Source organism: Microbacterium thalassium, assembly GCF_014208045.1.
Lineage (GTDB): Bacteria > Actinomycetota > Actinomycetes > Actinomycetales > Microbacteriaceae > Microbacterium > Microbacterium thalassium.
The window spans coordinates 533,536-558,046 of record NZ_JACHML010000001.1 but is presented as its reverse complement, the minus strand read 5'-3'; the positions used below and the strand labels follow the sequence as shown (position 1 = coordinate 558,046).

The following is a 24,511-nucleotide window of genomic DNA, read 5'->3' as shown; positions in this document are numbered from 1 at the left end:
CCGCGCCACTCACGAACCACGACGGTCCGCCAGCGGCCCGCACCACGGTCAGTCCGCCGTCGAAGCCGCGCCGGCGAGGATCTGCGCGAGCTCAGCGGGACGGCTCCACATCGGCCAGTGGCCCGTCGGAAGGTCGACGAGTTCGAGGTGCTCGAGTTCGGCGACCTCAGCGAACATGGGATGACCCGCCTCCGCCAGCGCCGTCAGCTCCCCGCTCGGGATTGAGCAGCACACCAGCTTGGTCGGAACCCGCCGGCGTGCATCATTGCTCAGCTGCACAGATCCGCACACCACAGGTCCTGGTTCGGGAACAGCTCGGCGCCGGAAGCGCGCGAGGACGTCAGCGGTCAGCCCCTCCAGGCTGGCGGCCTCCCCGAGCACGTCGAACGGCGGCAGCGGCAGTTCTTCCAGCTCCTCCGGGGCGCTCGGTGCGTAGTCAGGCGCGACCGGCCCGCTGTCGACCCAGATCACCCTACGGACCGCCTCGGGGTGACGATCGAGCACGACGCTCACAGGGACGTTCGCTCCGCTGTGCGCCACGACGACGGCTGGCCCGGCTTCGGAGGTCAAGACCCGCTCGATCGCGGCCGCCTGGTCTTCGACACTCCGAGACGCCCGGTCGGGATCGGTCTCGTCGAGCCCGGGCAGCGTCATCGGAATCACCCGCCGACCCAACGCAGTCAGGCGATCCCGTACCTCGTCCCATGCCCAAGCCCCCAGCCGGTAGCCGGCGATCAGAACAAAAGTCGGTGCGTTCGCGCTCGGAGCCATGCGATCATCCTCGCTGCCACCTCCGACACCCCCGCCCACAATTCGAACCGGCGTGGACAACCAAGCCAGCGCACGATGGACCCTGAACCGCACGGGCTCAGCCATGTACGCGTCGTTCCCGTTTCGTGCACCGCCCGCTTGGGGATCGCTCTCCTCAGCAGCGAAAGTGCGCAGGCATGAGGGTCTCGAGCGCTGCGAGCTTCTGATTCCGATCGCCGGCGATCTCGACGACGATCGTGTTCGCGCCGACGATCTCGTCGTCGTCGACGAGTTCCAGCAGGACGTCGTTCATTGCTTCGCGCAGTGGAAGGTGTTCGTCCGGGGGAACGAAGATCTCAGCGCCCTCGTCGAGGGGCAGCACGACGAGGAGATCGACATGCTGCATTGCGCCCTGGGTGATCTCGATCGACCGCTCGACGAGCTCGCGTGAACCGGGCGCACTGCTGAGTTCGTCCAGAGCCAGCAGGTAGGCGAGGAAGTCGATCGGGCCTCGCTCGGCGACGAAGTGGCCCGGGGTCTCGTCCGGATGGAGCCGGGCAGCCGAGACGCGCAGTTGGGTCGCGAACAATGCGGCGCTCGGGGTATCGCGGGCCTCGTCGACGAGCTCGAATGGGTCCGGGAGCACGACGAACTCCGGGTGCCGAATGGCGAAGTCGGAGACGAGCGTGCTCTTCCCGCTCGCGTGGGTCCCGGAGACGACGATCCGCATGTCGCGACTCTAGGACGTCCCTGACCCAACGCCCGCACGGGACCACCGCCGCGCAGGCTATTTGGATCGTGACCATGTGTTCACTCTGGCCACCGCGCCGGCATGGGATGATCCCTGCATGACGGCGCGGGAGTTGGGGTGGGGCGTTCCGATCTGGGCGATCGCGGTCGCCGCGTACCTGTTCGCGAGCCAAGGTCCCATTTCGCAGTGGGACATATCGACCGGTTCGGCGATCGGCATCGTCGTGGGATACGTGTTGGGCTCCGTGGCCGTCGCGGGCCTGGTCTGGCTGCCGGCCGCGGTGGCCGCCACGCGCGGCCTGCGCTCGCCGTGGCTGGGCGTCGCAGCGGTCGTCGCGCTGGGGTTCGTGATCGGATTCCTCGGTCACCTCTTGTTCGCACTTGCCTCGGCGGGGATGTCGGCGGACTGGGCGTACGTGCTCGGGCTCCTGGCGCAGTTCGGCATCGTGACGGCGTTCGCGTCGTTGCTCGGGTGGTTCGCCGGGTTGCTCGCGCACCGATCCGCGCAGCGTGGCGTCCAGCGGCATCGCATCGCCGCGTGATTGCACCCGCGTCGAGCCGGATCGGTCGAACGGTGCCTCCTGCGGATCCAACGTGGCCGCCAAGGCCCCACCCACGTTCGACGCCCGCATACGGATCCGACCGACCTCTTCTTCGTAGCCGGTGACGGACTGGCCCCGCGGAAGGCGTTCCCCAACTCCCGCAGAACTGGAGAACGCGTCCGAGCCGGCGAAGCAGGTGGGACTTCCCCACGGCGCGCAGTTCGGCGTCGCGGCCTGTCGGCCCGCTGTGACCTCTTGCCCGAGAGTTGTCGACCTTGTCTCCCCAACAGTCAGCGACTATCCTCTGACATGTCATCAACAACAGGCTGGCATTACAGACATGCGGTGCGAGACCGCGACGACCATGCAAAGGCGCAGTAATGGATCGACTCAGCAGCAGTACGTCCCCCGCGACAGCCACCTCGACCGGGCCGGTCGAACAGATCCTCCTGGCCGGCGACAGCGGGGTTGCCCCTGAAGCGTTGAAGGCTCTCTTCCGCGACCATCCGTCCGGCGTCACTGTAATCACTGCCAACTCGCCGGATGGTCCCGTCGCGATGACGGCGTCTTCGCTGTTCTCGATCAGCGTCACCCCTCCTCTGATCGTCTTCTCGGCGTCAGCGCTGTCATCCAGCACGTCGGCGCTTCTTGCCGCCGACACGGTCGTCGTTCACCTGATCGATGCCGAGTGCCACGACCTCGCAGTGCTGGGGGCGACATCCGGTGCCGACCGGTTCGCCGACCCTTACCGATGGGCGGTCCTGCCGACCGGCGAGCCCTTCTATCTCGCCCCGCGTCGTCGCGTTCGCGGGCAGGTGGTCAAGAAGGTCGACGCGGGGGCGGCGACGCTGTTCGTGATCCATGTCATCGAGGCGTGGAACGAGGACGAAGCCGACGGTCACCCGCTCGTGTACCACAACCGCCAGTGGCACGTGCTCAGCGAGCACTCGCGTATCGCGTGACCGATCAACTGATGTCCCCGGCCAAAGGGGCAGCGATGACAGAGCCTCACAACGCAACGACAGCCGAGTTGCTGACCCGGATCAGTGCGCAGACGAGAATCGACGACCCGACAGCTGGATGGTCTGATCCCGAGACGTTCCAAGCCGAGTCTCTGGTGTGGCCGGAACGCGGCTGGGAGCGGATCGAACGCACGGGCACGATCGAGTCCCCCGAGAGGGATGTCTGGGAGTACGTCTATCACCGACCCGGCAGCGCTCCCGCCGAGGTGCCCGTGGCATTCGTGTGGGACAAGACCGCGCCAGAACCACAGGGTCGCGTGTACTACAACAAGGCCCACCTCGGACTCACTGAGCCGCGCCGCCCGCTGGTGGCACCGACGCCGTTTCAATGGCCCGAGGAACTGCGGCGGTACTACGAGGCGATCACCTCCGGCGAGCGAGCGCTGCTCGAGGCGGCCATAGACGAGCGCGCCGTCTTCCAGTCACCCGTCGGGCCGGTGCCGGCCGGGGTCTTCATAGACGCGTTCGCCAGCACACCAGAGCGCAAGGGCGGCGTCCCCCTGCAGTTCAACACGGTCACGGCGGCCGGACACGACTATGCGGTCGAGTTCACCAGCTGGCGCCGGCCTCCGCACGGCGGCCTGGGCGTCTATGGCTTCCGTCAGGGGAAGCTCGTCAGCGCACGGGCATACGAGGGCCCCGTCTACCGATGACCCAGCAACGGGGTGCGCCGCCTGTGAGCCGCGCACCCCGTTGCTCCTTCCGGGATCAGTCGCCCACGCGCCATCCGGTCGCGCGCGACGGAGGGAAGATCCCGGCCTTCACCTTGCCGGTCAACGTGTCGCCGTCGATGTCGAGTGCGAAGTTGATCCTCATCGCCATCGGCTTGGTGAGCTCGATCCGGAAGTCGACGTTCGTTCCGTCTACCTTCCCGTCCAGGATGTCTGTGGTCTCACCGTCGGGTCCGACGAGCTGACCGCTGGCCGTGGCGCCGTCGGCGGTGAGGTCGAGGATGGAGGTCTGCTTGCCCATCGGAGACTGCGCTTCGATGTGCCAGCGGCCGTCGATATCTGACATTGGTGTTCCCTTTGCTCGCTCGAGTCCGACAGCGGATGCCACCGGACGGGCGCCGACGGTCGCAGCCGCCCGGCCTGCGGCATCCCGGCAGATCGTCGGGCGAGGCGGGTCCGCGTCGACACCCTCTTGCCCTGAACCTAGAGAGTCGACCTGTGACCTGTCAATATTGATATGTGCAATTGCAAACCGCTGGATGCGCCACCGCTCCTGAGCGCCGACATGTCAGTTCACCGCGGCTGGCATACGCTGGGCGGATGAGTGACCGCTCCCCTGTCTCGCTCGTGGACCAGGCCTACGAGCTGCTGCGGTCGGAGATCCTCGACTGCACGATCGCTCCCGGCTCGCAGGTGACCGAGCGATCGCTGGCGTCCTCGTACGGCTTCGGGCTATCCGCCGTGCGGAGCGCACTGGTGCGTCTGGCATCCGAGAACCTCCTCACTGCGGTGCCACGCGTCGGGTATACCGTCGCCCCGATCACGTTGCGCGGCGTCGGCGAATTCTTCGAAGCCTGGGAGATCCTCGGACCGGCACTCGTGCGCCTCGCTGCGGCGCGGATGACCGACGAGCAGCGCGAGCAGCTGATGAGCCACAAGGTCCCCGGCGCGAACGCCACCCCCCAGGAGCTCGTCGCATACGCAACAGCCACCTGGGACATCGTGGTCGACGCCGCGGACAACGCCGTCCTGGCCGACCTCTACCGGCGACTGGCCGGCGACATGTACCGCATCTTCACGCTCGTATGGCGCTCAGACACCCGAAGCACGATGCAGTCCCTCGGCATGCCCCCGATGCTCTCATCCACCCCCGAAGAGGCGGAGCAGTTGACCCGCGCATACATCCGCGAGTCGCGCGCCCGTGTCACCGAGTTCCTGCTCGCCTCGACATCCCTGGCACACACCTCGGTCTCGTTCCCGTTCTGACCCACCCCCGTTCGGGTCCGGACGCTTGACACCTACCTCTGACATGTCAATACTGTGTATTGACCTGCCACTGCGGGTTCAGCTCGTTGGCAACGCAGCCGGGCGAGACCGACACGAAAGGTCCACAGCGATGTCGCTGATTTCAGAACCACAGACGCTCGAGTCGACGCAGAGCGTCGCCCAGACCATGCGGAAGCTGGAGAGCGTGGCCACCGCGCTGGCCGCGGAGGCTGCCGAGACCGAGGCGCAGCAGAAGCTCACCGATCGCGCCATCGAGCTCCTCATCGAAGCCGGCGTGACACGCGTCTTCCTGCCGAAGGAGCTCGGTGGCATGGGCCTGTTTCCCGGGGAGGCTCTCCCGATCCTCGACCGTGTGGCTCGCATCGACGGATCGATCGGCTGGGTCAACACGATCTTCGCCGCCGGCGGACACATGATCGACTACCTCGAGTACGAGCCAGCTCGCGAGATCATCGACTCCGGCGAGCCCCTCTTCGGAGCCGTCAGCAACGGCGCAGCGACGGCGGTCGCGGTCGACGGCGGGTGGAGCCTCACGGGCTCGTACCGATATGCCAGCGGGTCCAAGCATGCCCGGTTCATCTTCACACCCGCGCAGAAGCTCGTCGACGGCGAACCCGTTCAGGGGCCGCCGGCGATGTTCGCCGTCCCCACCTCCGAGATCTCCTACGGGGAGGGGTGGGACACGATCGGCCTGCGCGGCACCGGGAGCGTCGACTTCACGTTCACCGACGTCTTCGTCCCCGCGGCACACGAAGCCGTCGTCCTCGGCGCGCCCATTCTCGGCGGCGACGAGGCGCTCGGCGGGGTCGGACTGCTCATCCCGCTCATGCACCTCGGATTCGCGACGGGCATCACCCGACGCATCCTCGACGACGCCGCAGCCAACGCCAACCGCCCGCCGTCCCGGCCCGGGGCGAAGCGCCAGGCCGACAACGACCGATTCCGGATCGAGTACGCGCAGCTGGAGATGAAGGCCCGCGCCGCCCGGGCGCTTGTCACCGAGGTGCTCGCCGACATCGACGACACGCTCCGTGAGGGATGCGGGCTGTCGCGTGAGCAGACCTCGATGCTCATGGGCGCCAACATCCACACCCACGACATCGCCCGCGAGGTCGCCGAATGGGCATACCGCCGCGGCGGCGGCACCACCCTTCGCGCCGGCGACGCCCAGCGCGCCATTCGCGATGCGCTCGCCGGGGTCCAGCACTTCATCGTCGACGACTCCCACATGAGCAACGTCGGCTGGGACCTCCTCGGAGCACCCGACAACTACATCTGGATGGGACCGACCTTCGGCCCGATCCCTGGCACGGAGTGAGTGAAGCAGAACATGACAATCACCATCGAGGCAGCCGAACACAACGGCGTGCCGCTTCGCGTCGCAGTGCCGGAAGGAACCCCGCGCGGGGGCGTCATCGTCCTGCACCAGGCGCCCGGATACACACCCCAGATCGCGGAGTGGCTGCAACGGCTCGCTGAGAACGGCTACGCCGCCGTGGCGCCGCTGCTGCACCACCGACGAGGCGTCGAGCAGCTGGACCCGTTCGAGTTCGGCGGAATCGAGGAGTTCGCGCTGGCACTTCCCGGCGACGACACCGTGGCCGCCGACATCGCGGAAGCGGCCGACTACCTGCGCAGACAGGGCATCGACACGGCGAACATCGGCGCGCTCGGCTTCTCGTTCGGCGGCAGGGCCGCCCTTGTGGCCGCCCTGAACGGATCGGTAGCCGCAGCCACGAGCTACTACGCCAACGGCATCATCGAACCCGGATACGGAGACAACCTCGGGCTGCCCGCACTCGCCGACCGACTGGGCGGGCTGACGACGCCCTGGCTCGGCCTCTTCGGAGCAGACGACTTCCTCCTCGCCGAAGGTGAGCTCGACGCCATCGAAGAAGCGCTCCGCATCCTCGACACCCACGCCGAGGTGATCCGATACCCGGGAGCGGGGCACGCCTTCGACATGGAAGAGTTCATGCCCGGAGCCCCCAGCCCGCTCATACCGGAAGCGGCGGCAGACGCCAGAACCCGAACGCTCGCGTTCTTCGAACAGCACCTCAGCTAGCCACGCTCATTGGCTGGATTTGACCGCGCCGACGTTCGAATGCCACTACAGGACGCCACGCATGGCGCCACGTCCCAATCCCCTGCCGCAGCACCCGCTGGCGGCTCACCGCCGGACGAGGGACGTGGCGCCTGCGGTACGTCTGCTCCGAGCGGTGATCCAGTCGAGGAGCGCGTTGGGGTCTGCGGCTGCCATGCCGCCTCGGACGACGAGGTCCGCGACGTCGAACCGGTCGTCCCACGGGTCTGTGACGTAGGGAATCGCGATGCAGCGCATGCCGGCGTCCTTGGCGGCGAGCACGCCGGGGACGGCATCTTCGATCACGACGCACCGCTCGGGCGCGACACCGAGCCTGTCGGCGGCGGCGAGGAACACGTCGGGCGCGGGCTTGCCGCGCTCGACCTCGAGGACCGACACGCGGGTGGGGAGATGTTCGGCCAGGCCGACCGCGGTCAGCGCGGTCTGGATCATCTCCGGCGATGACCCGGACGCGACCGCCATGGGAATGCCGCGAGCGGCGAGGCTCCGCACGAGCGCGGTGGTGGGCGCGAACCCGGTCACCGCCCCGAGCAGGTCGACGACGTGGCCGAGCTTGGCTTCTCCGAGGTCTCCGGAGTCTGCGTCAACGCCGAACGCGTCGGCCATCTTCGCCATGATCTCGTGTCCGCCGAGTCCGATGAACGGCTTCTTCTGCTCGAGGGTGAGGTCGATGCCGTACGGGGCGAAGGTGAGGCGCTCGGCTTCGAACAGGAGGGGTTCGGAGTCGACGAGAACGCCGTCCATGTCCCAGAGCACGGCGACGGTCGGGGCGGGGCCGGGCATGGCTACTGCTCGCTTTCGGGTTGTGTGATGGTGCGGATGACACGTGCGGGGCTGCCGGCGGCGACGACGTTCGCGGGAACGTCGCGGGTGACGACGCAGCCGGCGCCGATGATGGTGTTGTCACCGATGGTCACGCCGGGGCAGACGATGACTCCGCCGCCGAGCCAGACGTTGTCGCCGATCGTGATCGGCTGCGAACCTTCCAGTCCCGCTCGTCGGGTCCCCGGGTCGATCGGGTGCGTGGCGGTGAGGAGCTGCACGTTCGGGCCGATCTGGCAGTCCTCGCCGATCGTGATGCGTGCGACGTCGAGGGCGGTGAGCCCGAAGTTGATGAACGTGCGGGCGCCGACGAACAGCTGCTCACCGTAGTCGACGAGCATCGGCGGCTTGATGACCGCGTCCTGCCCGAGGGATCCGAGGAGCTCTGCGAGCATCGGGCGCGCGAGGGCTTCGTCGGTGAGCCAGGTCCGATGGTAGAGATCGGTCAGCTGCGCCGCACGGCGGGCGATCCGCGCGTTGTCGGGGTCGTCGGCGATGTACAGGTCGCCGGCGAGCATCCGCTCCCGGTTGGTGCGGGGGTCGCCAGCGAACCAGTCGATGGTGTCGGTCATGTCAGAGTCCTTTCGCAGCGGGGGTGCGCGCCATCACGATCAGCCCGATGACGGCGGCGAGGGCGAATCCGGCGGGGATGAGGAAGACGAGCGGGAGTCCGATGGCGTCGGCGCCGAGCCCGCCGGCGAGTCCGCCCAGGGCGGAGCTGATCGCGGTGGAGCTAAGGAAGATCGCCGAGGCCGTCGCGACGGCGGTGGGGAGCAGACGCTGGGCGACGATGATGCCCAGGACCGCGAACACGCCCCACACCCCGCCCATCAGGATCTGCCCGGCGAACAGCCCGATCGCGGTGCCGGTCAGTGCGAAGCACAGGTTCGCGGCGACCCCGAACCCGGCGCCGAGGACCATCAGCGTCATCATCCCTGCGCGGCGGGCGAGGACGACCACGAGCGGCATGAGCAGGAGTTCGACGAGGGGCTGGATGCCGATCATCGCTCCGCTGAGGGCGGCGGGGAACTCCAGCTGGCCGTTCATGTAGATCGGCAGGTACGCGTACTTGATGGACTCGCCGGCGTACACGCAGATGTAGAGGCCGGTGAACGCCAGCAACGGCATCATCGTCCGCAATCCCGGTGTCGAGTGCGGCGCGGGCTTGTCGACGGATGCCGCGTGCCCGGTCATGGTGTCGCGGAGTCTGCCGAGCGGCAGGATCTGCGCCAGGGTGCAGACGGCCGTGGCGAAAAGCATGACGCGGGCGTCGGTCTGCGCGACGAGGAACGCGCCGGCGACCGGCCCGACGACCCAGCCGGCCGTGAGCGCCATCCGCACGATCGCGACGACACCGTCGTTGTGGACGGTCGGCTTCGCCGCGAGCGCGTCGTGCAGTGCTGCGAACAGCTGCGAGGTCGCGGCGCCGGCGAACCCGAGGACGACGGCGCTGATCAGGAACGGCATCCACAGCTGCGTCGAGAACGCGATCCCCGCCCACCCCAGGAACCCCGCCACGGCGCAGATCCGGAACAGGCCCAGGCGGCGCCCGGTGCGGTCGGACCGGGAACCGACGATGTACCCCGCGACCGGTGCGGTGAGGCTGGTCAGGTAGTACAGGCCGGCGACGGTGAGCGATGCATCCAGTTCGTTCACCAGGAACGACGCGATCTGCGGCGCGGCGGCAGAGAACCCGAGGCCGGACAGGAACATCGCGACCGTCGCGCCCCGATACAGCGGGGTCGACCACGTCAGTCCGAGGGCGGAAACCCCGGGGCCGTCATCGGGAGCCATCTCTCCCGTGGCCGGGTCTTCGACCATGGGTGCGATTGCGTCGTCGCTCACGTGTCCACACTTCCTGCGCGGCGGCAGGACGCCCGCGCCGCACACAGAATAGCAGGAAAACTTCCATGTGGAAGGTTTCGCGCGGTAGGCTGTCAGCATGCCAGAAGGCCCACCGGAACCGAAGAAGCGCGGCGGCTACGCCAAGGGCGACGCGCGGAAGCAGCAGATCCTCGACCGCGCCATCGAGGTCTTCGCGCAGCGCGGCGCGAACCGGACCAGCCTGCGGGCGATCGCCGAAGCCGTCGGCGTCACCCACGGCACCCTGGTCCACCACTTCGGTTCGCTGGACGAGCTCCTCGTCGCGGTCTACACCGCCAGCGACAAGGCGCTCGACGAGCGGATCGCGCTGTTCGAGGATCCGACGCCGGTCGAGATCATGATCGAGTCCGCGCGCGCCAACCGCGCGGTGCCCGGTCTGGTGCAGCTGTACTCGACTCTCATGGCCGCCGCACTCGAAGAGGGCCATCCCGCAGCCACCGACTTCGCCAAGAACTGGTTCGCGACCGTCCGCGAGGATCTCACCGAACTTGTGCGCGAGCACCAGCAGGCCGGGCGTATCCGTGGGGATCTCGACCCCCGCGCCGTCGCATCACTCGTCATCGCGGCATCCGACGGCCTCCAAACTCAATGGCTCCTCGACGACACAGCTCCTCAGGACGAAGCACTGTCGATCCTGGAGAGTCTTCTGCGGGCCCCCAGCTGACCATTCCGCCAAGCCCGACGGCAGCGACAGACGCAACGCCGGATGCTCGCCGAGGGAACCTCGTACGTGCCGCATGCAGCCCGCACGCGACCCTCCGCTCGCGCGCAATGCCCGTATGGGGATCCGATGCGCCGCGAGTGTGAATTGTGGCTTTCCGGCCCAACCCGGGGAGCCGGCACGGCCCTAGGAGACTGGCCCCGGTTGAGGCGGCTTCGGCATCAAGGCCCCAGACAGGGGACCTAGTCAGCGACAGTAGCTCGCCGCGCCCTTCCTCGGTCATCAACGAAGTAGACGATGATGCCGAGCGCCCCGATACTGAGCCGCACGCTTTCGACGCAGGCTCGGTGTGATGCGCTGTCGGGGAACGCGATGCCCGCTTCCATGCCCCGATCGAGAAGGGTCATGGCACGAAAAACCGCGTTGGCGACGTGCTTGCGAACCTCACCGCGGCGAAACGCCGCGCCGGCTCGGGCGGTAGGCTTCGACGAACCTTCCCCCTTTGCCTCAACTACAAGGCGCTGGTCGCCCCGCAGTGCCACGATGTCGTCACCGCGTTCATGGGCGTGAGCGACGCGCTGAATTGACCATCCGTCAGCGGCAAGCAGGCGTGCTACTCCGTCCACGACGTCGTCTTCGTAGATCATTGGGTCTGCTGCTGTCCGGCGCTAGGCGAAGAAGTCTTCGTCGATCTCGACGATGCTGTACGTCTCGCGCACCTGTACGCCGACGCCGTAGCGGATCATGAGGTCGGCGAGTCGCTTGCCGTCGATCAGGATGATTCGCGTCGGCACACTGTCCGCGTAGGTGCGTGCTCCTTCAGAGAACCTGCTGGTCGTGATGAAGACGCCGCTGTCGGCCTTGCCGCTGAGCGCGCCGACGAAGCCCTGCACGTCCGGTCGTTGCACGACGTTGTCGTTTCCGTATCGCTTGGCCTGAATGTAGACACGACTGAGACCGAGGACGTCCTGATCGATCACTCCGTCGATTCCGCCGTCATTGCTGAGCTGGGTGACTGAGCCGCTGCCGGTTGTTCCGCCGTAGCCCATCGCGAGAAGAAGCTGAACGACGGCTTCCTCGAAGAACCCCGGGTCCTTGCCCTGAAGTCGCAGCAGGAGCTCGCTCGCTACCTCCTCATGGATCCGGGCAACCCCACCCTGGACTTGCTCCGTGGGCGTCATCGACGACGACTCGGGCGACAGCGGACTCGAGGGAGGGGCCGCACGGGGCGCTGTTGCCTCGTACGCGCGGATAGGTGAGTTGGGATCTTCGCCGAGCGCCCTCAACTCATGTTCACGAACGCCACCAGGGAACCGCTCTAGGACCTGTCGACCCGCATCGGTGATCGTGTAGTTGCCGCGCGTGGGGCGCGCCAGCGCGCCGACATTCGTGAGGAATGACAACCCCCAGCCGATGCGGTTCTCGTAGAGATACTGGCCGGATGCCAGCACCTCCTTCGTCTGCTCGTCGGTCAACTGCACGTCGCGGGCCACTCGAGGACACAGGTCGCGTCGAGTCCGCACCTGCCCGTCGCTCAGGACGCGGAGCGTGGGAATCATGAACTCCTCCCACGTAGGCATCTCGGTCATGCGATCACCTGCGGATCCCGCTCCGCGCCAGGCCCGCTGGCGGGTGTTCGCGGCAATCCGCGGGGTTCTCGAGTCGGCAGCGACATGACCAAGCACTTCTCCTCAGCGGACGACAGGGCCGAGTCTGGCCCTCGGCCGCCAATCTACTAGCGCGCCAAAGTGAGCCGCGGCTCACGCGCCTCGCGCGAGCTGGATCACGGAGCCGCCGGCCCCGCTTCGCACCTGCGCAGGCGGGGTGACGCGCAGAGGCTCCACCCTCGAGCGGTGTCCAACCTTTCCGCGCCCGCGGCCATCGCGCATTGCCCGCTTGGGAATGCCGCCGGCCCGGCCTTCATGCGCGGTCCTCGACCAGTCTGGATACTGTGGTGCCGTGGCGCTCGACCTCTCGTTCCTCACCGTTCCGCTGGGAGCGGCGCCGGCTCCAGCCCGGCCAGTGAATGTCTACGACATTCTCCGGGAAGGCTGGCGCGAGACGCGGGTCGACATGACCCTCCTCTTCTTCCTCGACCCGAACGAGCGACACGGCTTGGCATCGCTGGTCATTGACTCGCTACTTTCCCTGCTGGATGGCGCCGAACTCATCGGCGCCCGCGGGAGAACGGGCGTCCAGTTCGACTCAGGAAGCTATCTCGGATCCGACGAGTGGGAACTCGGGAGTCAGGTCGACTACATCGACGTCCTCGCCATCAACAGGACGAGTGGCCTTGCGCTGGTGCTGGAGAACAAGATCAACCACGTTCTCAACAACCCCCTCGACGCCTACGCCCGGCGAGCACTCGACGAAGAGGGGATTGACTCAGTTCTCGTCGTGACCCTCGCCCCTCAGCACCGGGTCGCTCCAGATTCGCAAGCTCGATGGCACTCTCGGTCCATCACATACGCGGAACTAGGAGCACAGATCCGCTCCTCGTCAGATCTCGTCGACCATCTGCTGAGTCCCGTCGACCTGAATCAACGACGAAGCCTCGATCTACTGCAGCAATTCATGGAGGCTCGCACAGGAGGGTGGAGCATGAGCGACAACGCGGTAGAGGCGGCGCGCATTGACGAATGGCGGACGTTGCTCGAAGAGCACGGGGAGGCGGTGAGTCGGTTCCTGACCGCGCGGAGCAACGTCGAACGCACGCTTCGCGCCCGCATCAGACGACTCGAGCCGCTGATCGACGCGCACCTCAAGGACGCCGGACTCGTGGTGGGCTGGGAGTCTCACAGCGGATCGAAGGGCGTCGCCTGGAACGCGTACCACTTTCCGGACGTCGACTGGAGCTACGAGCTCAAGCTGTCAGTCAGGCCCGAACTCCCCAGCGTCTTCATCTACGCCTACCGCGGACGGACCTATCAAGACGAGTCGATAGATCCGCTGGACCTGGGTTGGGCCGCGAGCGACGCTGAGATCGCGACAGAGTTCGTGACGCGAGTCGCTCGCCTAATCGCAGAGCGTCGAGCGGCGACGACACCCGAGGATTGACGGCCGCACCCGGAGCCACCCGCCGAAGACGCGCACCCCATCAAGCCGACGGGATCGCGCTGGCGCTCGCAGCCCACCGTCAATCGTGCGGCTCAAGGGTCGTACGCCCCGCCCGTCTCCCGCGCAGTGCCCGTTAGAGGATCGTCGACTCGGAGTTGGACTCCAAGGTGCGCGCCCGCGGCGGTGAGCCTGACGCGCGGGCCGGGGTCACTTGCTCAGGGCTGACTTGTGATCCATGGCGGCGCGATGCTCCGCGGGCCCGGCGCCGAACCACAGCGTGTCCATGATCCAGCCGAGTACTTGACTGTCGCGAGACTGGCCCGAGGTTCCGTTGAATCGGTAGATCTCGTTGAGCAGCTCGCGTGGTTCCAAGAAGCTGCGTGAAGTCGTCACTGCTGCCGTCGAGCGTCGTGTCACTTCGGCGCGACGCCGCTGGCGGATCGCACCTCGTGCACGTCCGCTTGAGCGGTGTCGGGCCGACGGGATCTTCCGGTGAAGGCGATGATGAGCCGAAGGACCGCCCATACGACTCCGGTCACAGCGCCCGCGACGAGCACCAGCCCCATGTCGGGCTGGAACAGCGCCACCGTGCCCAGCGGCGCCCCCATCATCGTCGGCACCAGACTCAGCAGGACCCACGCGGCGACCAGCGTGGTCAGCAGCGGGAACCACAGACTGAACTGGCCGGCGACGCCCGACTTGGCGCGGATCGCGGTGCGGTGGGTCCAGGCCCAGACCATGCTGACCACGTAGAGGACGGGCAGCAGCGCGAGGCCGATGAAGAGGGCCTTCTGAGACCAGCGGGATCCCTCGCCGTCGTCGTCCAGCCCGAGCGCGATGGCCGTGATGCCGGTGCGGAGCTCGGTCGTCTCGCCGAACCCGATTCCGCTGCCGCCGTTGACCAGCACCACCGCGCCGGTGCCGTCGGACGGGCGCATCGTCGCGAGCGTCTCGAACCCGGGAGTCGACCCGGCATGCCAGACCGTCCCGTTTGCGGAGTCGAGGAACCACCCGAAGCCGTAGAACGGCGACGCGTCGCTCGCGGGGCGCATCATGAGCGCCTTGCCTTCCGCGCTCAGGACATCGTCTTCGCCGTTCATCATCATCCGCATGTACAGCGCGAGATCGGCGGCGCTCGCGATCACCCCGCCCTGGGGAGCCGTTCCGCGGTGGGTCGCGGTGTCGGTCAGGGGCTGCTTCGTCCAGAACCACGGCCGGTGCCCGGTCGCCATCGAATCATGGACTTCGCCATCGGCGACGAAGCTGTTCTCCATGCCCACCGGCTCGAGGATGTGCGACTCGATGTAGACGTCGAACGGCTGCGCGCTCACGACCTCGATGAGGCGGCCGAGGATCTGGTAGTTCGTGTTCGAGTATTCCCAGCGTTCGTCGGGCTGGTGCGCGGGCGCGACGTCCTCGAGCGCGTCGACGACTTTCGCCAGCTCGTCCGGCCCGCCGTCGTCGTCGGTGTGCGACGTGTTCCCCTGGAGGGTCGAGAAGCCGCTCGTGTGACTGAGGAGCTGGCGGACCGTGATGCCGCCGGCGGGCGCGCCGGAGAACCCGTCGAGGTACCGGGCGATCTCGTCGTCCAGCGCGACCTCGCCGGCCTCGACCAGCTGCATCACCCCCAGCGCGGTGAAGCTCTTGGAGATCGATCCGGTCGCGAAGGGGGTGTCCTTCGTGACCTCGGCATCTTCTCCGCTCCGGGCGACCCCGCGCGCGCCCGCCGCCGTCGTCTGGCCGTCGGCGACCACGGCGTAGGCGACACCTGGTGCGCCCGAAGCGGGCATCGCGTCGTCGATGAACTCCTCGATCGCCGCGTCCGCCGCGGCTGCCGGCACGGTCGCAGCCAGGCTGATGGTGAGGATCGTCAGAAAGCGCAGCACCGGATCACTGTCCCTCGGCTCGTGCGGATGGCGGCATCCAAAGGGTATCCCGTCCAACCGACACGGATCGTACTTAGTACGAGGATGTGAGGGGTGGGATGCCGCGATGATGGACCGCCTGTCGCAGCTGAACCAGAGCCCTCAGTGCTCCTATAGACGTGAGACCGCGGTTCGTGGACGTATCGTAGGCGCCACCGGCGCAACCTGCCGGAGCGGGCGCCTATCGCACGGGCTCGGTCGCCACGCCCCGCTACTCCTTCGCGCACTGCCCGGATGGGGATCGTCGGCGCCGTCACCTCGGGTCGAGCGCGGGACCCGCGCCTGAGGTCCTTCTGCTGGCACCATTGGCTGCATGCACGCGACCGCCGGCCGGGATCGGGCTGTTCCCAACCTCCCCTCTCGCGATTTCGACGTGACCGAGGCGTTCTACGGAGGGTTCGGGTTCGAATGCGAGTTCCGCGACGACGGCTGGATGATCCTCTCCCGGGGAGAGCTTCGTCTGGAGTTCTTCCCGTACCCAGGTCTCGACCCGGCAACCAGCAGCTTCATGTGCTCGATCCGCGTCGCCGACGTAGACGAGCTGTACGCGGCCGTCAAGCGTGCCGGGGTCCCAGAGCGATCTGTCGGGATGCCGCGACTCCACCCGGTCCGGTTGCAGGAGTGGGGTCTCAGAGTCGGGTATCTGATCGACCCGGACGGAACCCAGCTCGCGCTGATCGATCAGCCGGTCGCGACGTGACCCGCGCGCCGACGTTGACGTGGTCGTCGTATCGCCAGTCGATCGGCGACCGGTCGGCGATGTTCGCCGCGATCGCGTCGACATGGGACGTCGACACCGCCCTGTATCCCGGCTGCTATCTCGATCTGTCGCCGTCCGCCGCGATCCGCTCCGTGACATATCTCGACATCGACCCACGCGCGGCCCGCTACTTCGCCGACACCGAACTCGTCGAGGCAGAACTCGCCGCCCGGCCGGAAGCACGGGGCGACGTGGATGTCCGGTTCTTGCACGCCGACTACACCGACCCGCTTCCCCTCGACGAGGGCGCCTTCGACCTGCTCATCTCCCTCTACGCGGGGCCGGTCTGGGACCACTGCCGCCGCTACCTCCGCCCCGACGGACTCTTCCTCGCGAACGCCAGCCATGGCGACGCCAGCCTCGCCGCCCTTGACCCGACGCTGGACCTGGTGGCCGCCGTGCATCACCGCGAAGGCCGATACCGCCTGGACACCGCTGACCTGCACCGCTACCTCGTACCCAAGAACCCCGCCGCGGCTGACGCAGCGCTCATCCGTCGCAACGGTCGCGGCATCGCGTACACCCGGCCGGCATTCGCGTATCTGTTCCGCAGGAACGCGAAGATGCTGGCCGGCTCCCGCGCGGAGTGACGATCCGGGCGGCGCGGAAGCGTGCCCATCGGAATCCAGCTCGTGCGACGCAGCCCGTCGGCGACTACCGATCGCGCACTGCTCGGACCGGCATGCAGCCGTAGTCGGGGCCGTCGACAGGTCACCGCGACGCGAGCGCCCGTACCCGGTTGTTGCGGGGGTTGTGCTCCAACTCGACCAGTCCGAGCGCTTCGAGCAGTGGCGGGAGATACATCCCGAAGCGGCCGCGGTATCCCTTGCGGGTGCCGTACCACCCGCCGACGGGGTTGGACTCGGAGCGTCCCCAGGCCTCGACGGTGCCTTCTGCCGCGGGCTTCTGTTCGTCTGCGGCGCCGAGCGCAACCCAGTCGCCCTGTTCGATCAGCCAGGCGTGGAGGTCCTCGACCGCGCGCGCCTGGTACGTCAGGCGGGTCTTGCCCACCTGGCACACGAGCTCGTCGCCATCACGGTACATCGTGTACTCGGAGGTACCCGGCGGCGTCCGCAGCACCCACGGGTCCGAGACCGTCCCTACAGCCATGAGAATCTGCCCTACACCCCGGGAGCGGGCGGTTGCGGCGGCGTTGTCCGGCCCCGTTCGAGCGCGTCGACGCGGCCTCGCAGCTCCCGGTTCTCGCTCGCCAGCAGATCCAGCTCCCGGCGCAGGTCGCCGGCCTGCGACCCACCGCGGCTCTTCACCCACACCTGCATCATCGCCAACGCGAACACCATGATGATTGCGACGATCGTGACCCACGCATACCAAGGCATGACTGCTCCTCTCATCGGGCGTCATGGCGTGACCGATCGAGGGCGGCGACGTCGACGCGCCCCCAGGGTACCGGAGCGCCACGACTGGCGAGGGCCCGTGCTCCCGGGCGGCCGGGCCGTCAGAACGCGAACGCGCTTCACGCACGGGTCCATGCGTCCTTCGACGTCGAGCGCCACGGAGCAACCGCGGACCGGCCGATCGAGTCCCCTCGCCGCCCCCCGTCTAGGCTCAGTTTCATGACCGACACGGTGTTCAAGCCAGGAGACGATGTGTTCACCCCCGGCGCGCGAGGCACCGTGATCGATGTTCGGCCGACTCCGTCGGGCAAGTGGGTCTTCGGCGTCGAGAACACCGCCGGCACGGTGGCCTACTTCACGGCTGGGGCTCTGCGGCTGGCTGAGGGATAGCCGCAGCCACAGACAACGAGCCGTCGCCGGCCACGGAGCGCGCAACTGCAAACCCGGTGGCGAGTGCGGCACAGCGACCAGGGCGTTAGGCTCCCGGCGTGGAAATGGTGAACGATGACGTCGACGAGTTCCTAGACGAGACGGCGCGGTCACATGAGATGCGTGCGCTCGACAGGGCGATCACCGAGGCTCTGCCCGGCCTGACTCGCGTGCTATGGCGAGGGACGATGTGGGGCGGGACCGAGCAAGCCATCATCGGGTACGGCCTGATCGTCCAGCCGCGGCCACGCGGGGCAGACGTCGAGTGGTTCCTCGTGGGATTGGCCGAGCAGAAGCGACACCTGTCCATCTACGTCAACGCGGCGGACTCCGAGGGGTACCTCGTGCAGCGCCACGCTTATCGGCTTGGAGCTGTGAGAGTGGGTGCCGCGGCGATCACCTTCACGGCGATCGACCGGCTCGACCTCGAGGAGTTCCGCACGATGCTCCAGCGAGCGCGCGAACTCATGCCCGACGCACGGTAGTGAGACGAACCGAGCTCCGGGGCCTGTCGGGATTCGCCTGTGCGCGACGGTGGAACCTCTTGCGAACGCGAGTCCGCCCGCACGCGACACTCGCTCATCGCGCACCGCCCGATTGGGGATCGGTGTCGACGGTTCCGCCTACCGACCAGCGAGCGCGGACCCTCGTGATCTTGGCTGGGCGACTGGCGCGCTCGCCTATAGAGCAGACGGGTTGGTCGGGACTTCACTCCGCAGGGGGGTATCACGATCTGGCACCCGGCCAACGGGTGACGTGACCGCTAGGAAGATGTCATCTGCGATGTACTGACGCCCGTAGTTGCCGTACGGACCGGAGAGGATTCCGAGCTCAATGAGCTTGGCAATCGCGGGCGAAACCGCCTGCGGGGTCTTGCCGAACCTCTCGCTCATCATGGCGACCGTGATCACCTGGTCACTGATGAGCGCGTCGACAATGTCGCGAATCACGCCGCGGGCATTGGCGTCCTGAAGTATCTGTACATACCGAGACTGCACGGCAAGCATTCGATCCACTCGGCGCGCGACATCGTCAGCTGATGATGTGACGCCCTCCGCGAAGAACCGAATCCACTGATCCCACTTGCCTTCTGCGGAGACCGTCGCGAGGTGGTCTTGGTACTGAGTGCGTCGCGCTTCGAACCACGGCGACACACTCAGGAGCGGCTCGGTCACTAGGCCATCGCCCATCAACTGCAGCACCATCATGAGTCGGCCGATACGGCCGTTTCCGTCGTTGAAGGGGTGGAGCGTCTCAAACTGGTAGTGGGCCATGGCTGCAGCAACGATGGGGTCGCGTGGCCCAGGCGCTGTCCGGACCCAGTTGGTCAGGTCCTGGACTGCGACGTTGAGGCTAGTTCCTGCTGGCATCGGCACGAACCGCGCATCTTCAATCGCGCCGGTCGGGCTGCCAATCGAAACCTGCGTCGTTCGGATCCGCCCAGCCTGGTCGGTGTCGGCATCCGTGCCCCGCACAAGGATGCGATGCACGGTCTCGAGCAGACCCACGTTGAGGGGGCGCCCTTGCTCGATTGCGTCATACGCGAGCGTTGCGGCCTCGACGTAGTTGAGAACTTCGGCGAGCTCCTTGCTCCGACTCGGCGCGTCGGTCGCGTCGGATGCAAGAACCTGCTCCAGGGGGGCGAAGGTTCCTTCCAAGGCGGATGTGCTCTGTGCCTCACGACGAAGCGTTGGGCGCAGGAACATGCGTGGGTTGGGAACCTGTCTGGATGCCTGGTCGAGCCTTGCGAGAGCTCTACTGGCGGCAGCGACCGCATGCCAAGTCTCTCCCGCGAGGGTGGGCTCCTGCCCGAGAGGATCGGTGACGAAAGCGACATGCTCGAACGGTCGGTTGAAGCGACCATCGATCCCGCTGATCGGCACGAGCGATCCGATCGGACTGTGTGCAGAGCGCTCGATCTCCACAATGTAAGCGTATAGGCAGATTGCTTACATTGTTGGCATCAGATAGTAGGTTCGCTTGTTCAGCACTTCTTCCAATGGAAGCGAATCGTCTTTGGCTGATAGTTGGGGCGTCGGATTGGAAGCCATCACCGCCGAAGCCGCACTTTGCGCGGCGGGCATCGGTCGACTCGAGCGAGGTCGTGTGTGCGCGCAGACCGACGGCAATCGCGCGCCGCACAGCGCGTACGCGTCGCCCCGCTCTCGAGCACCGCTCGGATGAGGATGGACTTTGGGCTGCGTCACAACAAGCAGCGTCTGCTGGCGTACCGTGCGCGGAGATGCTCTCTTCGCTATCGTCGCGAGCAACGCGAGCTCGCCGTGTCGGAGCCCTCCCGAGGGACGGGTAGGTCCGGGCAGACCGAGGCGAACTGGACCAAGACGAGGGAGGCCGATGGATCCCGAGCATGCCGCCGAAGCCACAGTCAGGCTGGAAGAACTCGCAGGGTCGAATCCACTGCTCGCCGGGATGCTCGCCGGAGTGCGCGGAGAAGGGGTCCCGACCGCAACCGCGAACACGTTGGCAACGAGCGACATCGACGACGCAGAACTGGCGGAGTTCCTCCTGCTGGCCGCACGGGAAGCTCGGACGCAGACCGTGTTCGGCCTTGCGCTCAGCCTCGTCGACATCATCATTCGGCGCGGCGTCGGGCACCGCGCCTTGGACGTATGCCTGGCGGACGGTGCCCTCGACGAGGATCAGCTCCTGTGGGTCGGGCTCGCGATGAAGGCCGCCCGGACTCGCGATGCCGTGACGTGGTTCCACTCGCGGCTGACCTCCGTCATTCGGTCTGATGGGTGCTACTGCCAGTTCCTCCAGGAGCACGCCGCGGCGATCGTCGCCGCGTGCCCGGATGCGATGCTCGGATACCTGCTCGTCCCGGACCGCGGGCCCGGACGAACCAACATCGATTCATTCGAGATCGGGATTCGCCTCGTCCCGGATCCGCTGCGCCTCCAGCAGCGGTGGATGGAATGGATCGCCGGCGGGTTCTTCGACCGCCTCGGCCAGCCCGGCAGCGAACACCCGGAGATCGCGTACCAGATCCTCAACGAGAACTGGGGTGCGCCGAGGTTCTCGCCCATCGTCGCGGCGATGCACGAGCACGTCGAGCTTCTGCTGAGATCGCGTTCGCCGCAGAGCATCGACTCCGGCCTCGCACACCTGGACGCCATGCTCGCTGAGGACTACCGAGGAACAGGGCGCGTCATGGCCGACACGATCCCGCGGATGCGCGATCTCGACCCCGAACAGCGCCTCCGGGTGCTCGAACTCCAGCGCAGGTTCGACCTCACGTCGAGCTGAGCTGCGGCCGCGGGCCGCAATCCCCCATGGCTCCCCCGTCCCGGAGCCATGGAGGGCGAGTGGTATCGCGATCCCGCCCGGTCAGGTCCGCTCGCGACGAACCTCAAGCGGGCAGTGGCCCTATACGGATCCAACCCTGGTGCGCGTGCGCGCTCTCGGTGGGACGCTCGCGGCATGAATGGAATACAGATTGGCTATGCCAGAGTCTCCACCGCCGATCAGGACCTCACCTCGCAGCGGGACGCCCTGCTGCGACTGGGAGTCCTCGATTCGAACATCTATGTCGACCACGGGCTGACCGGCACCAACCGGGCCAGGCCTGGGCTGCGCGAAGCGCTCGCCGCCGTCCGAGAAGGCGACACCCTCGTCGTGACCAAGCTCGACCGGCTCGCCCGGTCGGTGAGGGATGCACGCGACATCGCCGACGAGCTGACGACGAAAGGCGTCGCGCTCAGTCTCGGCGGCAGCAGGTACGACCCCACCGACCCGGTGGGTCGGCTGCTGTTCAACGTGCTCGCCATGGTCGCCGAGTTCGAACGCGACCTGATCAGCATGCGCACGAAGGAAGGGATGGCCGTCGCCCGAGCGAAGGGTCATCTCAAGGGCAAGCAGCCGAAGCTGTCCATGACGCAACGCAAGCTCCTGTTCGACGTCCAGGACCGGGGTGAATACACCCAGACCGAGATAGCCGAGCTGTTCAACGTCTCCCGCGCCACCGTGTACCGCGAGCTCCAGCGCCGCCGTGTGGCGTTCCTCGCCAACTGCGAAGCACACATCTTCTGACAACCCACGGCTCCGCCCATCCCCCCGCGGAGTCGATCTCGACCGGCAGGCGCTCAGCGGCGGTGGTACACGTCCCGACGATGCTCGATGGTGACGATCTCGATGACCAGTCGGTCGTCCTCGATCCGATAGAGCACGCGATACTCGCCGCGACGCGCTGAGTACAAAGGCGCGAGCGGCTCACGCAACGGTTTGCCCAGTCTCCTCGGGTTGTCGGCCAGAGGCCCGACGATGAACTCGAACACGGCCGCCGCGACGGATTCGGGGAGCGTGATCTCGAGCGCGCGTCTCGCCGATCGCGTGAAGATGACCTCGTAGGGCCCGCTCACTCGGCAAGCCGACCGCGCGCGACCATCGCGGCACGAACTTCATCTGCCGACGACACGTCGCCCGACTCGAGCTCTGCGATCGCCGCCCTCAAGGCTGCGACCTCGTCGGGACTGCTCAGGATGTCGACGGTCTCTACGAGCGCGTCATAGTCCTCAGCGCTCAGCAGAACTGCGACTCGAGCACCGTTGCGGGTGATCTCGAATCGCTCATGGGTGGTCGCTGCCGATTCGATGTGCTTGCTCAGCGATGCGCGAGCGTCCGCCAGGGAGAGTACGGTCATGTACATAATTCTAGCGCGATTGCTGTTGAGGAGCACTGCCCCGCGACGTCCCTGCATCGCGCGGTGCCCGTTCGGGATGGATTCGCAGCGAGGGTGCTTCAGCGGCGGTTGCGCGCAGTGTCGAGTGGTCGGCTTCTCGTCCGGCTGTTCGCTAGCATGTGCGCGTGCGGACCGGCGTGCTCCACTCACTCCCCTGGATCGTGCAGACGGTGATCCTGTCCGGGTTGGCGCTCGTGTTCGGGACCTTGGGCGTCGGGGCGGTCGCCGGTGCCTGGGATTTCGGACTGACCGCTGGTGCCGAGCAGGTCGGGCTGCTGCTAGTCGCAGACGGACTCCTCCTTGCCGCGGCGGCGCTGTTCGCGGGGAGGGGACGCCTTCTGGTCGACCTTCCGGCGGTCGGGGTCGTGCTGGGGAATGCGGGGGCGAGTGTCGCTGATGACGTCGGCCCGGCGGACCTGGCCACGCTCCTGCTCTGCCTCGTCACCGCGGCGCTGATCGTGGTCAACTCACGCTTCGCGCGTCGGCGTGCGAAGGCGTCGCAGGTGACGAGTGATCAGTGACATGGCCCAGCGGAAGGCGTTCGAGGCGAGACCGGCCTCGGTGGCTCTCGGTCTGCAGGTGCTTCGACGCCGCGGGTGACCTTCGGCCCTGGCGTGTTGTGCGGGCCTGTTGCTGAATGGGGGACATGCGCACCCAGTCCCGTGGCGTCGGCAGGGCGGTCGGCGCCCTCGCCGTCGTGGCGACCACCCTGGCTCTGGGGGCCGGCTGCAGCGGCGGCCCGTCGCCCGAGGAGCTCGCGACCGTCGACTACGCACCGGTCGCGGACGGCGACTGGCAGGTGTCGACACCGTCCGATGCGGGACTGGATCCGGCCGCTGTTGCCGAGCTGTACTACGACGCCGGGGAACTCGAGACGATCTACAGCCTGCTCGTGGTCAAGGACGGCAGCCTGATCGCCGAAGACTACTTCCACATCGGCTCGATCGAGCAGAAGGCGCTGGTGCAGTCCGTGGCGAAGAGCTTCACGTCGGCGCTGGTCGGCATCGCCATCGAGCAGGGCTGCCTGGCGGGCGTCGACGAGCGGATGGTCGATTTCTTCCCTGAGTACGCCGACCGGATGGGCGACCTGCGAAAGAACGAGATCACGGTCGAGGAGATGCTGCAGCTACGGGCGGGCTACCCTCCGGAGGAGAGCGACGAGGCGCTCTGGGAGGCCGTCTGGTCCGGCGACTACGCACATCTCGTCGCCGACGTCCCCCTGAACGCGGACCCCGGGACCGAGTTCCAGTACAGCAACCTGACCGCCCACTGGCTCGGGATCATCGTGGCGCGGGCATGCGACACCGATCTGGAGACCCTCGCTCGGGAACAGCTGCTCGGCCCGATGGGCGGCGAGGTCGGTCCCTGGAGAAAGGACGTGGACGGCTACAACTGGGCCGCCGGCGAGCTGCACGTCACCGCGCGGGACGCGGCGAAGTTCGGGATGCTGTACCTCGACGAAGGCGAGTACGACGGCACGCGCGTGATCTCGGCGGACTGGGTGCGCGATTCGCTGCAGACCTATTCGGAGGGCGCGTACGGCAACATCGGCGACTTCCGTGACGTCGGCTACGGGTACCTGTGGTGGTCGGCGCGCATCGGCGACCACGACGTCAACTTCGCGTGGGGCCACGGTGGACAGCTCATCGTCCTGGTGCACGACCTCGACATGGTGGTCGTCGTCACCGCCGACCCGTTCTACGAAACATTCGGATCCGAGTCGTGGAAGCACGAGAAGGCCAACTTCGAACTCGTCGGCGAGTTCATCGCCGGACTGTCGTAGAAGCGAA

The 24,511-nt window shown here is 67.2% G+C and carries 31 protein-coding genes; 16 read left to right on the top strand and 15 right to left on the bottom strand.

The genetic code is table 11. The features are described 5' to 3' along the window. Positions 1-48 precede the first annotated feature (48 nt). Both HD594_RS02595 and HD594_RS02590 read right to left on the bottom strand, forming a co-directional pair. Positions 49-771 carry an alpha/beta fold hydrolase gene (locus HD594_RS02595; RefSeq protein ID WP_184749456.1) on the bottom strand — a complete coding sequence of 241 codons (723 nt, stop codon included), beginning with the start codon at positions 769-771 and terminating at the stop codon, positions 49-51. Between the two features lie 154 nt (positions 772-925). Beyond that, positions 926-1,480, bottom strand: a complete 555-nt coding sequence (locus HD594_RS02590) for a DEAD/DEAH box helicase family protein (protein WP_184749455.1) — start codon at positions 1,478-1,480, stop codon at positions 926-928. A gap of 118 nt (positions 1,481-1,598) precedes the next feature. Between HD594_RS02590 and HD594_RS02585 the strand changes: the two genes are divergently transcribed. The 3 genes from HD594_RS02585 to HD594_RS02575 all read left to right on the top strand — a co-directional run bounded on the left by HD594_RS02585 (position 1,599) and on the right by HD594_RS02575 (position 3,717). Further along, positions 1,599-2,042, top strand: coding sequence for a hypothetical protein (locus HD594_RS02585; RefSeq protein WP_184749453.1), 444 nt, complete (start codon positions 1,599-1,601; stop codon positions 2,040-2,042). 380 nt (positions 2,043-2,422) lie between these two features. Beyond that, positions 2,423-3,004 (top strand): flavin reductase family protein, encoded by a 582-nt coding sequence (locus HD594_RS02580; protein WP_184749452.1) that lies wholly within the window; start codon positions 2,423-2,425, stop codon positions 3,002-3,004. Beyond that, positions 3,001-3,717 carry a nuclear transport factor 2-like protein gene (locus HD594_RS02575; protein ID WP_184749450.1) on the top strand — a complete coding sequence of 239 codons (717 nt, stop codon included), beginning with the start codon at positions 3,001-3,003 and terminating at the stop codon, positions 3,715-3,717. The genes HD594_RS02580 and HD594_RS02575 overlap by 4 nt, the downstream gene beginning before the upstream one ends. A 55-nt stretch (positions 3,718-3,772) precedes the next feature. On the opposite strand, the gene HD594_RS02570 is transcribed toward HD594_RS02575, so the two are convergent. Further along, positions 3,773-4,081, bottom strand: a complete 309-nt coding sequence (locus HD594_RS02570; protein WP_184749449.1) for a hypothetical protein — start codon at positions 4,079-4,081, stop codon at positions 3,773-3,775. A 254-nt stretch (positions 4,082-4,335) separates the two neighbouring features. Here HD594_RS02570 and HD594_RS02565 point away from each other — a divergent pair, with 254 nt between their 5' ends. The 3 genes from HD594_RS02565 (at position 4,336) to HD594_RS02555 (ending at position 7,087) form a co-directional block, all read left to right on the top strand. Further along, positions 4,336-5,001, top strand: coding sequence for a GntR family transcriptional regulator (locus tag HD594_RS02565; RefSeq protein WP_184749448.1), 666 nt, complete (start codon positions 4,336-4,338; stop codon positions 4,999-5,001). Between the two features lie 130 nt (positions 5,002-5,131). Continuing rightward, a complete protein-coding gene (locus HD594_RS02560) occupies positions 5,132-6,340 on the top strand; it encodes an acyl-CoA dehydrogenase family protein (RefSeq protein ID WP_184749446.1) in 1,209 nt (402 codons plus the stop codon). A gap of 12 nt (positions 6,341-6,352) precedes the next feature. Further along, positions 6,353-7,087 carry a dienelactone hydrolase family protein gene (locus tag HD594_RS02555; protein ID WP_184749445.1) on the top strand — a complete coding sequence of 245 codons (735 nt, stop codon included), beginning with the start codon at positions 6,353-6,355 and terminating at the stop codon, positions 7,085-7,087. Between the two features lie 105 nt (positions 7,088-7,192). On the opposite strand, the gene HD594_RS02550 is transcribed toward HD594_RS02555, so the two are convergent. From HD594_RS02550 to HD594_RS02540, 3 genes are read right to left on the bottom strand one after another with little or no spacing between them, the layout of a single operon-like run. Next, positions 7,193-7,909, bottom strand: coding sequence for an HAD family hydrolase (locus tag HD594_RS02550; protein WP_184749444.1), 717 nt, complete (start codon positions 7,907-7,909; stop codon positions 7,193-7,195). Between the two features lie 2 nt (positions 7,910-7,911). Further along, entirely contained in the window at positions 7,912-8,520 is a 609-nt protein-coding gene (locus HD594_RS02545; protein ID WP_184749443.1) for a sugar O-acetyltransferase, read from the bottom strand. 1 nt (position 8,521) lies between these two features. Then, a complete protein-coding gene (locus tag HD594_RS02540; RefSeq protein ID WP_221446535.1) occupies positions 8,522-9,793 on the bottom strand; it encodes an MFS transporter in 1,272 nt (423 codons plus the stop codon). Positions 9,794-9,890: 97 nt separating this feature from the next. On the opposite strand from HD594_RS02540, the gene HD594_RS02535 reads away from it, so the two are divergent. Then, the gene (locus tag HD594_RS02535) at positions 9,891-10,496 is read left to right on the top strand and encodes a TetR/AcrR family transcriptional regulator (protein WP_184749442.1); all 606 of its coding nucleotides are present in this window, start codon (positions 9,891-9,893) and stop codon (positions 10,494-10,496) included. A gap of 239 nt (positions 10,497-10,735) precedes the next feature. Here HD594_RS02535 and HD594_RS02530 read toward each other — a convergent pair whose 3' ends face one another. Together HD594_RS02530 and HD594_RS02525 are read right to left on the bottom strand one after the other, a co-directional pair. After that, a complete protein-coding gene (locus HD594_RS02530) occupies positions 10,736-11,140 on the bottom strand; it encodes a hypothetical protein (RefSeq protein WP_184749440.1) in 405 nt (134 codons plus the stop codon). 21 nt (positions 11,141-11,161) lie between these two features. Beyond that, positions 11,162-12,082, bottom strand: a complete 921-nt coding sequence (locus tag HD594_RS02525) for a restriction endonuclease (protein ID WP_184749439.1) — start codon at positions 12,080-12,082, stop codon at positions 11,162-11,164. Positions 12,083-12,452: 370 nt separating this feature from the next. Between HD594_RS02525 and HD594_RS02520 the strand changes: the two genes are divergently transcribed. Next, positions 12,453-13,550: a PDDEXK-like family protein gene (locus HD594_RS02520; protein WP_184749437.1), complete on the top strand. Its 1,098-nt coding sequence runs from the start codon at positions 12,453-12,455 to the stop codon at positions 13,548-13,550. Positions 13,551-13,757: 207 nt separating this feature from the next. On the opposite strand, the gene HD594_RS02515 is transcribed toward HD594_RS02520, so the two are convergent. Both HD594_RS02515 and HD594_RS02510 read right to left on the bottom strand, forming a co-directional pair. Beyond that, positions 13,758-13,943 (bottom strand): hypothetical protein, encoded by a 186-nt coding sequence (locus tag HD594_RS02515; RefSeq protein ID WP_184749435.1) that lies wholly within the window; start codon positions 13,941-13,943, stop codon positions 13,758-13,760. A gap of 20 nt (positions 13,944-13,963) precedes the next feature. After that, complete coding sequence (locus HD594_RS02510; protein ID WP_221446534.1) at positions 13,964-15,436, bottom strand: serine hydrolase domain-containing protein; 1,473 nt, start codon at positions 15,434-15,436, stop codon at positions 13,964-13,966. 352 nt (positions 15,437-15,788) lie between these two features. Between HD594_RS02510 and HD594_RS02505 the strand changes: the two genes are divergently transcribed. Then, a complete protein-coding gene (locus HD594_RS02505) occupies positions 15,789-16,175 on the top strand; it encodes a bleomycin resistance protein (RefSeq protein ID WP_184749433.1) in 387 nt (128 codons plus the stop codon). Then, the gene (locus HD594_RS02500; RefSeq protein ID WP_184749432.1) at positions 16,172-16,825 is read left to right on the top strand and encodes a class I SAM-dependent methyltransferase; all 654 of its coding nucleotides are present in this window, start codon (positions 16,172-16,174) and stop codon (positions 16,823-16,825) included. The genes HD594_RS02505 and HD594_RS02500 overlap by 4 nt, the downstream gene beginning before the upstream one ends. Before the next feature lie 121 nt (positions 16,826-16,946). On the opposite strand, the gene HD594_RS02495 is transcribed toward HD594_RS02500, so the two are convergent. Then, positions 16,947-17,345 carry a DUF6855 family protein gene (locus HD594_RS02495; RefSeq protein WP_184749430.1) on the bottom strand — a complete coding sequence of 133 codons (399 nt, stop codon included), beginning with the start codon at positions 17,343-17,345 and terminating at the stop codon, positions 16,947-16,949. An 11-nt stretch (positions 17,346-17,356) separates the two neighbouring features. Further along, on the bottom strand, positions 17,357-17,575 hold the full coding sequence (locus HD594_RS02490; protein WP_184749428.1) for a hypothetical protein: 219 nt from the start codon (positions 17,573-17,575) through the stop codon (positions 17,357-17,359). 237 nt (positions 17,576-17,812) lie between these two features. On the opposite strand from HD594_RS02490, the gene HD594_RS02485 reads away from it, so the two are divergent. Further along, positions 17,813-17,983, top strand: a complete 171-nt coding sequence (locus HD594_RS02485; protein WP_184749427.1) for a hypothetical protein — start codon at positions 17,813-17,815, stop codon at positions 17,981-17,983. 98 nt (positions 17,984-18,081) lie between these two features. Continuing rightward, positions 18,082-18,507, top strand: a complete 426-nt coding sequence (locus HD594_RS02480) for a DUF1801 domain-containing protein (RefSeq protein WP_184749426.1) — start codon at positions 18,082-18,084, stop codon at positions 18,505-18,507. Positions 18,508-18,702: 195 nt separating this feature from the next. Here HD594_RS02480 and HD594_RS02475 read toward each other — a convergent pair whose 3' ends face one another. After that, positions 18,703-19,947 (bottom strand): Fic family protein, encoded by a 1,245-nt coding sequence (locus tag HD594_RS02475; RefSeq protein WP_184749425.1) that lies wholly within the window; start codon positions 19,945-19,947, stop codon positions 18,703-18,705. A 556-nt stretch (positions 19,948-20,503) separates the two neighbouring features. Here HD594_RS02475 and HD594_RS02470 point away from each other — a divergent pair. Together HD594_RS02470 and HD594_RS02465 are read left to right on the top strand one after the other, a co-directional pair. Then, positions 20,504-21,289, top strand: a complete 786-nt coding sequence (locus HD594_RS02470) for a hypothetical protein (RefSeq protein WP_184749424.1) — start codon at positions 20,504-20,506, stop codon at positions 21,287-21,289. Between the two features lie 174 nt (positions 21,290-21,463). Beyond that, complete coding sequence (locus tag HD594_RS02465; RefSeq protein ID WP_184749423.1) at positions 21,464-22,072, top strand: recombinase family protein; 609 nt, start codon at positions 21,464-21,466, stop codon at positions 22,070-22,072. Positions 22,073-22,125: 53 nt separating this feature from the next. Here the strand turns inward: HD594_RS02465 and HD594_RS02460 are convergent, their stop codons facing one another. Both HD594_RS02460 and HD594_RS02455 read right to left on the bottom strand, forming a co-directional pair. Next, on the bottom strand, positions 22,126-22,401 hold the full coding sequence (locus HD594_RS02460) for a type II toxin-antitoxin system RelE family toxin (RefSeq protein ID WP_184749422.1): 276 nt from the start codon (positions 22,399-22,401) through the stop codon (positions 22,126-22,128). Next, the gene (locus tag HD594_RS02455; RefSeq protein WP_221446533.1) at positions 22,398-22,682 is read right to left on the bottom strand and encodes a type II toxin-antitoxin system Phd/YefM family antitoxin; all 285 of its coding nucleotides are present in this window, start codon (positions 22,680-22,682) and stop codon (positions 22,398-22,400) included. The genes HD594_RS02460 and HD594_RS02455 overlap by 4 nt, the downstream gene beginning before the upstream one ends. 164 nt (positions 22,683-22,846) lie before the next feature. Here HD594_RS02455 and HD594_RS02450 point away from each other — a divergent pair, with 164 nt between their 5' ends. Both HD594_RS02450 and HD594_RS02445 read left to right on the top strand, forming a co-directional pair. Then, a complete protein-coding gene (locus HD594_RS02450) occupies positions 22,847-23,242 on the top strand; it encodes a hypothetical protein (protein ID WP_184749420.1) in 396 nt (131 codons plus the stop codon). A gap of 125 nt (positions 23,243-23,367) precedes the next feature. Next, positions 23,368-24,504: a serine hydrolase domain-containing protein gene (locus tag HD594_RS02445; protein ID WP_184749419.1), complete on the top strand. Its 1,137-nt coding sequence runs from the start codon at positions 23,368-23,370 to the stop codon at positions 24,502-24,504. The last annotated feature ends 7 nt before the right edge of the window (positions 24,505-24,511 follow it).

Coding starts and splice junctions, on each gene's coding strand:
- HD594_RS02595 (WP_184749456.1), bottom strand. CDS start 771: ATGGCTCCGAGCGCGAACGCACCGACTTTTGTTCTGATCGCCGGCTAC.
- HD594_RS02590 (WP_184749455.1), bottom strand. CDS start 1,480: ATGCGGATCGTCGTCTCCGGGACCCACGCGAGCGGGAAGAGCACGCTC.
- HD594_RS02585 (WP_184749453.1), top strand. CDS start 1,599: ATGACGGCGCGGGAGTTGGGGTGGGGCGTTCCGATCTGGGCGATCGCG.
- HD594_RS02580 (WP_184749452.1), top strand. CDS start 2,423: ATGGATCGACTCAGCAGCAGTACGTCCCCCGCGACAGCCACCTCGACC.
- HD594_RS02570 (WP_184749449.1), bottom strand. CDS start 4,081: ATGTCAGATATCGACGGCCGCTGGCACATCGAAGCGCAGTCTCCGATG.
- HD594_RS02565 (WP_184749448.1), top strand. CDS start 4,336: ATGAGTGACCGCTCCCCTGTCTCGCTCGTGGACCAGGCCTACGAGCTG.
- HD594_RS02560 (WP_184749446.1), top strand. CDS start 5,132: ATGTCGCTGATTTCAGAACCACAGACGCTCGAGTCGACGCAGAGCGTC.
- HD594_RS02555 (WP_184749445.1), top strand. CDS start 6,353: ATGACAATCACCATCGAGGCAGCCGAACACAACGGCGTGCCGCTTCGC.
- HD594_RS02550 (WP_184749444.1), bottom strand. CDS start 7,909: ATGCCCGGCCCCGCCCCGACCGTCGCCGTGCTCTGGGACATGGACGGC.
- HD594_RS02545 (WP_184749443.1), bottom strand. CDS start 8,520: ATGACCGACACCATCGACTGGTTCGCTGGCGACCCCCGCACCAACCGG.
- HD594_RS02535 (WP_184749442.1), top strand. CDS start 9,891: ATGCCAGAAGGCCCACCGGAACCGAAGAAGCGCGGCGGCTACGCCAAG.
- HD594_RS02530 (WP_184749440.1), bottom strand. CDS start 11,140: ATGATCTACGAAGACGACGTCGTGGACGGAGTAGCACGCCTGCTTGCC.
- HD594_RS02525 (WP_184749439.1), bottom strand. CDS start 12,082: ATGACCGAGATGCCTACGTGGGAGGAGTTCATGATTCCCACGCTCCGC.
- HD594_RS02505 (WP_184749433.1), top strand. CDS start 15,789: ATGCACGCGACCGCCGGCCGGGATCGGGCTGTTCCCAACCTCCCCTCT.
- HD594_RS02495 (WP_184749430.1), bottom strand. CDS start 17,345: ATGGCTGTAGGGACGGTCTCGGACCCGTGGGTGCTGCGGACGCCGCCG.
- HD594_RS02490 (WP_184749428.1), bottom strand. CDS start 17,575: ATGCCTTGGTATGCGTGGGTCACGATCGTCGCAATCATCATGGTGTTC.
- HD594_RS02485 (WP_184749427.1), top strand. CDS start 17,813: ATGACCGACACGGTGTTCAAGCCAGGAGACGATGTGTTCACCCCCGGC.
- HD594_RS02465 (WP_184749423.1), top strand. CDS start 21,464: ATGAATGGAATACAGATTGGCTATGCCAGAGTCTCCACCGCCGATCAG.
- HD594_RS02455 (WP_221446533.1), bottom strand. CDS start 22,682: ATGACCGTACTCTCCCTGGCGGACGCTCGCGCATCGCTGAGCAAGCAC.
- HD594_RS02445 (WP_184749419.1), top strand. CDS start 23,368: ATGCGCACCCAGTCCCGTGGCGTCGGCAGGGCGGTCGGCGCCCTCGCC.